This window comes from Citrobacter sp. HN-141 (assembly GCF_033341895.1).
In the GTDB taxonomy this organism is placed as follows: Bacteria; Pseudomonadota; Gammaproteobacteria; order Enterobacterales; family Enterobacteriaceae; genus Citrobacter.
In genome coordinates this window covers 291,975-302,634 of record NZ_JAWPBF010000002.1, presented here as the reverse complement: position 1 = coordinate 302,634, position 10,660 = coordinate 291,975, and the positions used below count along the sequence as shown (strand labels likewise).

At 53.3% G+C, this 10,660-nt stretch carries 7 protein-coding genes; 5 read left to right on the top strand and 2 right to left on the bottom strand.

What is annotated here, in order from left to right; all coding sequences use genetic code 11:
• Positions 1 to 46 precede the first annotated feature (46 nt).
• The 3 genes from copA to ybaK all read left to right on the top strand — a co-directional run bounded on the left by copA (position 47) and on the right by ybaK (position 4,181).
• A complete protein-coding gene (gene copA, locus RYZ59_RS04335; RefSeq protein WP_318044758.1) occupies positions 47 to 2,551 on the top strand; it encodes a copper-exporting P-type ATPase CopA in 2,505 nt (834 codons plus the stop codon).
• A gap of 154 nt (positions 2,552 to 2,705) precedes the next feature.
• Positions 2,706 to 3,500, top strand: a complete 795-nt coding sequence (locus RYZ59_RS04330; RefSeq protein WP_202039271.1) for a TraB/GumN family protein — start codon at positions 2,706 to 2,708, stop codon at positions 3,498 to 3,500.
• Positions 3,501 to 3,701: 201 nt separating this feature from the next.
• Positions 3,702 to 4,181 (top strand): Cys-tRNA(Pro)/Cys-tRNA(Cys) deacylase YbaK, encoded by a 480-nt coding sequence (gene ybaK / locus RYZ59_RS04325; RefSeq protein ID WP_137384598.1) that lies wholly within the window; start codon positions 3,702 to 3,704, stop codon positions 4,179 to 4,181.
• 113 nt (positions 4,182 to 4,294) lie between these two features.
• Here ybaK and ushA read toward each other — a convergent pair whose 3' ends face one another.
• A complete protein-coding gene (gene ushA / locus RYZ59_RS04320; protein ID WP_318044760.1) occupies positions 4,295 to 5,947 on the bottom strand; it encodes a bifunctional UDP-sugar hydrolase/5'-nucleotidase UshA in 1,653 nt (550 codons plus the stop codon).
• Positions 5,948 to 6,121: 174 nt separating this feature from the next.
• On the opposite strand from ushA, the gene fsr reads away from it, so the two are divergent.
• Both fsr and ybaL read left to right on the top strand, forming a co-directional pair.
• Entirely contained in the window at positions 6,122 to 7,342 is a 1,221-nt protein-coding gene (gene fsr / locus RYZ59_RS04315; RefSeq protein WP_121584311.1) for a fosmidomycin MFS transporter, read from the top strand.
• Positions 7,343 to 7,567: 225 nt separating this feature from the next.
• Positions 7,568 to 9,247: a YbaL family putative K(+) efflux transporter gene (gene ybaL / locus RYZ59_RS04310; RefSeq protein ID WP_137384600.1), complete on the top strand. Its 1,680-nt coding sequence runs from the start codon at positions 7,568 to 7,570 to the stop codon at positions 9,245 to 9,247.
• Positions 9,248 to 9,338: 91 nt separating this feature from the next.
• Here ybaL and gsk read toward each other — a convergent pair whose 3' ends face one another.
• Positions 9,339 to 10,643, bottom strand: coding sequence for an inosine/guanosine kinase (gsk, locus tag RYZ59_RS04305; RefSeq protein ID WP_318044763.1), 1,305 nt, complete (start codon positions 10,641 to 10,643; stop codon positions 9,339 to 9,341).
• Positions 10,644 to 10,660 lie beyond the last annotated feature (17 nt).

The window sequence follows — 10,660 nt, the reverse complement described above, 5'->3', positions numbered from 1 at the left end:
ACTGCTAAGGTCAACGTTTGCCGACCAATCATAGAGGAAATTTGTTATGTCTCAAACTATCGATCTGACTCTGGACGGTCTGTCCTGTGGTCACTGCGTAAAACGCGTTAAAGAAAGCCTCGAACAACGCCCGGACGTGGAACTCGCGGATGTCACTGTGACAGAAGCCCATGTCACCGGTAGCGCCAGTGCCGAGGCGCTGATCGAAACCATCAAACAAGCCGGTTATGGCGCGGAGTTAAGCCACCCAAAGGCTAAACCGCTGGCGGAGTCATCAATCCCGTCGGAAGCACTGGCAGCGGTCCCCCCTGAGCTTCCGGCAGCTACGGCTGAAGAAGATGATAGCCAACAGTTGCTGTTAAACGGCATGAGCTGCGCCAGCTGTGTCTCCCGCGTACAAAATGCGCTGCAAAGCGTACCGGGCGTCACGCAGGCACGGGTAAACCTGGCGGAGCGCACTGCGCTGGTAATGGGCAGTGCATCCGCCGCAGATTTAGTGCAAGCGGTGGAAAAAGCCGGCTATGGCGCGGAAGCGATCGAAGACGACGCGAAGCGTCGCGAACGCCAGCAGGAAACCGCCGTGGCGACCATGAAACGTTTTCGCTGGCAGGCGGCGGTTGCGCTGTTGCTGGGTGTCCCGGTCATGGTATGGGGCATGATTGGCGATAACATGATGGTAAGTGCCGACAACCGCAGTCTGTGGCTGGTAATTGGTCTGGCAACACTCGCCGTGATGGTCTTCGCAGGCGGTCACTTCTACCGCAGCGCATGGAAAAGCCTGATGAACGGCACCGCGACCATGGATACACTGGTCGCGCTGGGCACGGGGGTCGCCTGGCTCTATTCCATGAGCGTAAACCTCTGGCCGCAATGGTTCCCAATGGAAGCGCGGCATCTCTATTATGAAGCCAGTGCCATGATTATCGGTCTGATTAACCTTGGCCATATGCTGGAAGCACGCGCCCGCCAACGCTCTTCCAAAGCGCTGGAAAAACTACTCGATTTAACACCGCCAACCGCACGTGTCGTGACCGATGACGGTGAAAAAAACGTGCCGCTGGCCGATGTACAGGCAGGTATGTTGCTACGTCTGACTACCGGCGATCGCGTTCCGGTAGATGGCGAAATCACACAGGGCGAGGCCTGGCTGGATGAAGCGATGCTCACCGGCGAACCGATCCCGCAACAAAAAGGCGAAGGTGATAGCGTCCACGCCGGTACTGTAGTTCAGGATGGTAGCGTACTGTTCCGCGCCAGTGCCGTCGGCAGTCACACGACGTTATCGCGTATTATTCGCATGGTGCGTCAGGCACAAAGCAGTAAGCCCGAGATTGGTAAGCTGGCCGACCGTATTTCCTCGGTATTCGTTCCGGTGGTAGTGGTGATTGCGCTGGTGAGTGCCGCAATTTGGTACTTTTTCGGCCCGGCGCCACAAATTGTTTATACGCTGGTGATTGCCACCACCGTACTGATTATTGCCTGTCCTTGTGCGCTGGGTCTGGCCACCCCCATGTCGATTATTTCCGGGGTTGGTCGTGCCGCTGAGTTTGGTGTGCTGGTACGTGATGCTGATGCGCTGCAACGCGCCAGCACGCTTGATACCGTCGTCTTTGACAAGACCGGTACGCTGACTGAGGGTAAACCGCAGGTTGTCGCCATCAAAACGTTCGGCAATACCGACGAAGCGCTGGCTGTTCGCCTGGCAGCCGCCCTTGAACAGGGCTCCAGCCATCCGCTGGCCCGGGCGATTCTGGATAAAGCGGGCGATGTTACGTTGCCGCAAGTCAATGGTTTCCTTACGCTGCGCGGTTTAGGCGTCAGCGGGGAAGCTGAAGGCCATACGTTATTACTGGGTAACCAGGCGCTGCTCAACGAACAGCACGTTGTTACCACCGAAATGGAAGGCGAGATCACGGCTCAGGCTTCCCAGGGGACAACCCCGGTGCTGTTAGCCATTGACGGGCAAGCGGCAGCCTTGTTAGCGGTACGTGATCCATTGCGCAGCGACAGCGTGGCAGCGCTTCAGCGTCTGCACCGCGCCGGCTATCGTCTGGTGATGCTCACCGGTGATAACCCCACGACGGCCAATGCCATTGCCAAAGAAGCAGGTATTGATGAGGTGATAGCCGGCGTACTGCCAGACGGTAAAGCGGAAGCCATTAAACGTCTGCAGAGCCAGGGACGTCAGGTCGCCATGGTCGGTGACGGCATTAACGATGCTCCTGCCCTGGCCCAGGCCGATGTGGGTATTGCAATGGGCGGAGGCAGCGATGTGGCGATTGAGACCGCTGCGATCACGCTGATGCGTCATAGCCTGATGGGCGTTGCGGATGCGCTGTCTATCTCGCGGGCAACGCTGCGTAATATGAAGCAGAACCTGCTCGGCGCATTTATCTACAACAGCATCGGTATCCCCGTTGCCGCCGGGATTCTGTGGCCGTTCACCGGAACCCTGCTGAACCCGGTCGTTGCCGGAGCGGCGATGGCGCTCTCTTCTATTACCGTGGTGAGCAACGCCAACCGACTGCTGCGCTTTAAACCGAAAGAGTAACCCTTTGCCAAATGGCACTTTCGTTTATCCGGCCTACAAAAAGTAGGTGATAATGTAGGCCGGATAAGACGATTTCGCATCACCATCCGGCGATTCACGGATTGCACCTTCCTGGACCACGCGCTAGCATGGAAGTCTACTCAAGGGAGGCCGTATGGATTTGTTATACCGGGTAAAAGCATTATGGTCTGCACTGCGCGGTAACCATTATACCTGGCCGGCCATCGATATCTCTTTGCCTGGCAACCGCCATTTTCATCTGATTGGCAGTATTCATATGGGTAGCCGGGGTATGGCCCCTCTGCCTGCCAGGTTACTGAAAAAACTCAGCCGCGCTGACGCACTGATTGTCGAAGCCGATGTCTCCGGTGACGATGCACCGTTTGCCAATCTTCCGGTTTTTGCCGCGCTGGAAGAACGCATCAGCGAAGAGCAGTTGCGCAATCTGCAAAAAGTTTCTGCCGATCTTGGTATTTCCCCCTCCCTGTTTTCGACTCAACCCCTGTGGCAAATAGCCATGATCTTACAAGCCACGCAGGCGCAACAGCTGGGATTACGGGCGGAATATGGCATTGACTACCAACTGCTCAAAGCGGCTAAACAGGCGCAAAAACCCATTATTGAACTGGAAGGCGCCTCCAGCCAAATCGACCTGTTATGCCAATTGCCTGATAACGGTTTGGCTTTGCTCGACGACACCCTGACGCACTGGCATACCAACGCCAGGTTGCTGCAACAAATGATGGGCTGGTGGCTTGAATCACCACCACAAAATGGCGAACTCACATTACCCAACACATTCAGCCAGTCGTTATATGACGTACTCATGCACCAGCGTAATGAGGCCTGGCGGGACAAACTCAAGGCAATGCCTGCGGGCCACTATGTGGTCGCTGTGGGCGCACTGCATCTGTATGGAGAGGGAAACTTACCGGAGATGATGCGATAAAAAAATGGCCAATATTTCTATTGGCCCGTCAAAGAGGAATTTCATCATTATTATTATGCCGACGCTTAAAGCATCGGTGTAGGTCGATTGTCGCTCAAAGTCGTCATCCTGCCAATACTATTGCGCAAGATGGTACTATTTTTTCCACCGCCATCAGGCGTATGCTTATGGTGTATTTTGTCTGGGCCAGGAAAAATTGCTATGACACCCGCCGTTAAACTACTCGAAAAAAACAAAATTTCTTTTCAGATCCACACCTACGATCACGATCCGTCCGAGACCAACTTTGGCGACGAAGTGGTCCGTAAATTAGGGCTGAATGCGGATCAGGTCTACAAAACGCTGCTGGTTGCCGTAAATGGCGATATGAAACATCTGGCGGTTGCCGTCACCCCGGTAGCCGGACAGCTGGATCTTAAAAAGGTCGCGAAGGCGCTGGGCGCCAAAAAGGTCGATATGGCCGACCCAATGGTTGCGCAACGCACAACGGGATATCTTGTCGGTGGTATTAGCCCACTTGGGCAGAAAAAACGTTTGCCAACGCTGATTGATGCCCCCGCCCAGACATTCGACACTATTTATGTTTCCGGCGGCAAACGCGGGCTGGATATTGAACTGGCGGCGAACGATCTGGCGAAAATTCTGGATGCGAAATTCGCCGACATCGCACGCCGTGATTAAGCGATTTTATAATGATTGCCTGATGGCGCGCAGCTTAAAGGCCTACAAACCGAATACGCTTACAGCCTGTAGGCCGGATAAGGTGCCAGCACCGCCATCCGGCACTCCCCCTGTTACTGCCAGGTAACTTCACCCTTCGGCTCATACATACTGGCATCCAGCGGTGAGTTTTTCTGCACGTACTCTTTCAGCACTTCCGCATCAATAAACCCGGTATTCACATAGCCTGGTTTGTTATCAATGCGCGGATAGCCGTCGCCGCCGGTGGCATTGAAGCTCAGCGTTGCCATGCGATACGTTTTAGCCGGGTCAACAGCTTCGCCCTTGATTTTCAAATCGTTGAGCTTGCCGTCTTTCGCCGCAAAGCTGACGTTGGCAAACTGTGGGTACGCCCCCGAGTCTGGCTTCATCTGAGCCACGGCGGTCAGATAGTCAATAACCTCCTTCCCGCTCATATCGGCATACACTACGATGTTGCCGAACGGTTGTACCTTCAGCACACTCTTATAGGTGATATCACCGCCTTCGATGGAATCACGAATGCCCCCACCGCTCATCACGCCAAAATCAGCGCCGGTGCGTGCCATTTGCGCAGCGAGCAGCAGATGCCCCATGTTGGTCTGCACAAAACGCACCTTGCTACGGTCACCTTCCAGACGCGCATTTACACTGCCAATTTTGACATCCAACTGCGCTTTGCCTTTATTCTGGAATGGCGTCAGTAACGACAGCATTTGCTGATTTTCAGCGATTTCCGGGGTGTAGAGTACGCGCTCACTTTTACCGTTATCCCAGGTCACTTTTTTCTTCAGGTTTACCGGAATGAGTTGGTAGTTGACCATTTTCATTTCGCCATTGCGGAATTCAAAGTCCGCCCGGCCAACGTATTTACCCCACTCATGCGCCTGCACAATCCAGATACCGTTTTGCTTATCCGGCGCACATGGCGTACCCGGTACGTAATCAACCTGCTTTTTGTTTTCCGATGCCATGCACACCGGATCTTGTGAGTGACCACCCACAATCATCGCCAGCGCCCCGGTGGGCAGGCTACGCGCCATTTCCACATCACCCGGTGCGTTCGAACCGTGATTGCCGTTGTCATAATGCCCCATATGTGTGGTAGCAATGATGATGTCTGGCTTTTCGTTCATATTGAGTTCCTGGATAACCAGCTTTGCTTCTTCCGCAGGTTGGCGAAATTCAATATCGGTGAAGAACTCGGGGTTGCCTATTTTTGCCGTATCGTCAGTGGTTAAACCGAGTACGGCAATTTTTAAATCCTGGCGCTTAAAGATGGCCCACGGTTTAAATAAACGCTCGCCGGTGCTTTTCTGATAGATATTGGCCGAGAGAAACGGGAATTTGGACCATTTTTCCTGCTGGCGCAGTACGGTCATGGGATTATCAAACTCGTGGTTTCCGACCGCCATCGCGTCATAGCCAATCAGGTTCATCCCGCGAAAATCAGGTTCCGCATCCTGCAGATCGGACTCCGGTACGCCGGTATTAATGTCGCCACCGGAAAGCAACAGTACGCTGCCCCCTTCCTCTGCCACCTCTTTACGAATACCGTCCACCAGCGTTTTTTGCGCCGCCAGTCCGTATTCTCCGTATTCGCTGCGCCAGAAGTGACCGTGATGATCGTTGGTATGCAGAATGGTAATTTTGTAGGTTTTATCTTTTTCGTACGCCTGTGCAGGCTGACCTGCCAGCGTAAATGCGGCGAATAACGCCAGCGCCACGCCCCGTTTTAAAAACTTCATATTTCTCTCCCTGAGCCAAAATCAACGACTGAAATTACAATGATATGAAATAATAGTCGAAAATGTTTTCAGAAATGAGACTTCCTTCAAACACCTTCCGCAGGTATGTTAGTCAGGTAATAATAACAAAATAGATTACCCTCATAATCGCAACCCAAACAGAAGTGACTTTCTATGGCAATAAGTGAACCAACCCAGCCTGTGGCTGGCGCGTCAGCGTCGGTTGCTAAAGCACGCACCTCATTTGGCATTTTAGGAGCGATCAGCCTCTCCCATTTGCTAAACGATATGATTCAGTCGCTGATCCTGGCGATTTATCCGCTATTGCAGTCAGAGTTCTCGCTGACGTTTATGCAGATCGGGATGATTACGCTAACCTTCCAGCTCGCCTCTTCGCTGCTGCAACCGGTTGTCGGCTACTGGACGGACAAATACCCAATGCCATGGTCGCTACCGATTGGAATGTGCTTCACGCTGAGTGGGCTTGTGCTACTGGCGATGGCAGGCAGTTTCCATATGGTCTTGCTCGCCGCAGCGCTGGTCGGTACCGGGTCTTCAGTATTCCATCCGGAATCCTCTCGCGTGGCGCGTATGGCCTCCGGTGGCCGTCATGGGCTGGCTCAATCTATTTTCCAGGTCGGTGGTAACTTCGGTAGTTCTCTGGGGCCGCTACTGGCCGCTGTCATCATCGCGCCATACGGTAAGGGTAATGTGGCCTGGTTCGTACTGGCGGCCCTGCTGGCGATTGTGGTACTGGCACAGATTAGCCGTTGGTACGCCGCACAACATCGGATGAGTAAAGGAAAGCCAAAGGTCGCCATCGTCAATCCGCTACCACGAAATAAAGTGGTACTGGCGGTGGGGATTCTGCTGGTGCTGATTTTCTCCAAATACTTCTATATGGCGAGCATCAGTAGCTATTACACCTTTTATCTGATGCAAAAATTCGGATTATCGGTACAAAATGCTCAGTTCCACCTGTTTGCCTTCCTGTTTGCCGTTGCGGCCGGGACGGTAATTGGTGGGCCATTAGGTGATAAGATTGGCAGAAAATACGTTATTTGGGGCTCTATCCTCGGCGTAGCGCCGTTTACCCTCATTTTGCCCTATGCAACCCTTGAATGGACTGGGATTTTAACCGTGATCATTGGTTTTATCCTCGCATCGGCCTTTTCTGCCATTCTGGTCTACGCGCAGGAGCTACTTCCGGGCCGTATCGGTATGGTTTCTGGGCTATTTTTCGGTTTTGCCTTCGGCATGGGCGGCTTGGGTGCCGCGGTGTTAGGGCTGATTGCCGACCATACCAGTATCGATTTGGTCTATAAAATATGTGCTTTCCTGCCTCTTCTGGGGATACTGACCATATTCTTACCTGATAACCGACATAAAGCCTGATTTTCTGACGGCCAAAAGTAAACTTTGGCCGTCATCACTTACAGTGACCATCAGCCTTTGCCTCATACATCCCCCCGTAGTTTTCCGATCCGTGCTTTTTTACGCTTAAAATCCTATTTTCATCAAAATTCAATAATTATTCATAAACATAAACATTAAAATTGTCATAAACTATTACTCGGAATTTGGGTTTTCAGGATCAACACAGCAACCAAAGGAGACGGAATGCATCACGCCACCCCGCTTATCACCACCATTGTCGGCGGCCTTGTGCTCGCTTTTATATTAGGCATGATTGCCAATAAACTACGTATTTCTCCTCTGGTGGGATATCTGTTAGCGGGCGTTCTGGCCGGTCCATTTACACCTGGTTTTGTTGCTGATACCAAGCTTGCCCCTGAACTGGCGGAGCTTGGCGTTATCCTGCTGATGTTCGGCGTGGGGCTGCACTTCTCCTTGAAGGATTTAATGGCGGTAAAGTCCATCGCCATTCCCGGCGCTATCGCCCAAATCGCCGTGGCGACGCTGCTGGGTATGGCGCTTTCAGCGGTGATGGGCTGGTCGCTGATGGTCGGTATCGTCTTTGGGCTGTGTCTTTCAACCGCCAGTACCGTGGTGCTGTTACGTGCGCTTGAAGAACGGCAGCTCATTGATAGCCAGCGCGGGCAAATCGCGATTGGCTGGCTGATTGTCGAAGATTTGATGATGGTGCTGACGCTGGTTCTCCTGCCTGCTGTCGCCGGAATGCTGGAAAAAGAAAACGTCGGCTTTACTTCGCTGGCCGTCGATATGGGCATTACCATCGGCAAGGTCGTGGCATTTATCGCCATTATGATGCTGGTGGGTCGCCGGCTGGTGCCGTGGATTATGGCCCGCAGCGCCGCTACAGGTTCCCGCGAACTGTTTACCCTGTCAGTCCTCGCCCTCGCATTAGGTATCGCCTTTGGCGCAGTAGAGCTGTTCGATGTCTCCTTTGCACTGGGCGCCTTCTTTGCCGGTATGGTGCTGAATGAATCAGAACTGAGCCACCGTGCGGCGCACGATACCCTGCCGCTACGCGATGCTTTCGCCGTACTGTTCTTTGTTTCCGTCGGTATGCTGTTCGATCCGTTAGTCCTGATCCAGCAGCCTCTGGCCGTGCTGGGCACGCTGGCGATTATTATCTTCGGTAAATCCGTCGCCGCCTACTTCCTGGTACGCCTGTTTGGGCACTCTCAGCGTACAGCGCTCACCATTGCTACCAGCCTGGCGCAGATTGGTGAATTTGCCTTTATCCTGGCGGGCCTCGGTATGGCGCTGAACCTGTTACCCCAAGCCGGGCAAAACCTGGTGCTGGCAGGGGCGATTCTCTCCATTATGCTCAACCCGGTACTGTTTGCTGTATTAGAGAAATACCTCGCCAAAACCGAAACGCTGGAAGAGCAGACGCTGGAAGAGGCTATCGAAGAAGAGAAGCAGATCCCGGTTGATATTTGTAATCATGCACTGCTGGTCGGTTTTGGTCGTGTCGGCAGCCTGTTAGGTGAAAAGCTGATGGCGGCGGGTATCCCGCTGGTCGTTATTGAAACATCGCGCACCCGCGTGGATGAACTGCGTGAACGTGGGATCCGCGCAGTACTCGGTAACGCGGCTAACGAAGAAATTATGAATCTGGCGCATCTGGATTGCGCACGCTGGCTGCTGCTGACCATTCCAAATGGTTACGAAGCGGGTGAGATTGTCGCGTGTGCACGTCAGAAGTGCCCGTCGATTGAGATTATCGCCCGCGCGCATTATGACGATGAAGTGGAATATATCACCGAGCGTGGGGCTAATCAGGTCGTCATGGGCGAGCGTGAAATCGCCCGCACTATGCTGGAACTGATTGAAACGCCGCCTGCCGGTGACGTTGCTACGGCCAGTTAATGTTACGTGCCGGATGGCGCTTACGCTTATCCGGCCTACGTATTCCCACACTGGTGTAAGCCCGATAAGCGCAGCGCTATCGGGCAAGAACTCAGCGGTCCCAGTACGACTCTTCGAGACTGTCTTCACGTTCCGGCAAACCGCGCGTCAGGCGCGGTGAATGCTGGTTCAGCACCTGATAACTCACGCGGTTGGCATATTTACACACCTGGGCTAAAGATGAATAAGTCAGCCAGGTATATTTGTGCTTGCTGGAGTTGGGCACATTGCCGCGGTGATAGCTGTTCGCGGTAATATCATGCAGCAATGCAGCCAATGCGCCGTCGCCGGCACCGTTGGTGTTCATGATTTTTTCCGGCCCCCCCATATATGGCGCGATATGTGAATATACACGCAGCGGATTCGTACAATCTTTATGGCGCATTGCGCGGCTGAATTCGTACTGGTTGAATTCAGCAATAGCGCCTGGCAGCAACGGATGCTGAGTTTTGCGTTTCGCCTCTTCTTCAGTAAAGCCAGCCATATACAGCCCCACCGGTCCGGCAGTACACAAGACTAAATCCACCCAATCCAGCGCTTTATCTGACGCCAGCAGCGGATCGTTTTCACCGGTCAACGCTTCGGCTTCTTCTTCGTTCATCGCCAGAATAGAGACGTTCTCTTTCAGAAATTCCTGCCACCACTGAGGGTTATCCGCAATAACGAATTTGGTCCCCAATGTCAGTACCACCGGCACGTTGTGCTTTTTGGCAAATTCAATCGCCTTCATGGTCGCTTCCGGCATCGGTTCGCCCGGCTTACAGCGTACCAGATAGGAGGTCAGCACCAGCGCGGAAGCCCCGGCAATCACCGATTCAGGGATGCTCTCCGCACGCAACTGGTTCATGTGACCGGGGCTGATGGCAAATGTGCGCTCGCCGGATGCACCAATCAGCGTAAAGCAGCGGCCAATCGGGCCATCTACACCCTGTAGATAGTTCAAATCGGTGCGGCTGGAGGTGTTGCATAAATAGCGATACGCGTAGCTACCAATTTCGATGTTGCTGCACATCACACCCAACAGTACCGAGCGGTCATCAGCCAGCACGGAGTAGTTATGCATGGTGTTACCGATAGTGCCACCTGCAAACTGATGGGTGATCAGGTTTTCGCGTACCAGCTCCTGGTAGAGCGCTTCCGCAACATCATCTTCAATCACCAGAGAGTGCCCGGCGCTTAATCCATAACGTTTTACAAAATCATCATCCACTTTGGCTTCAATATCCACCAGCGTCTGGTCGATACCGACTACCCAGGCTGCGCTGGTCTCATTTTCAGGCTGAATTTGTTGCAGCAACGGATCGCGCGCGCTGACGGGGAAATAGTGTTTGGATTTACGTTTACCGGGAAATTTCATGGTCGATTATATGGGTG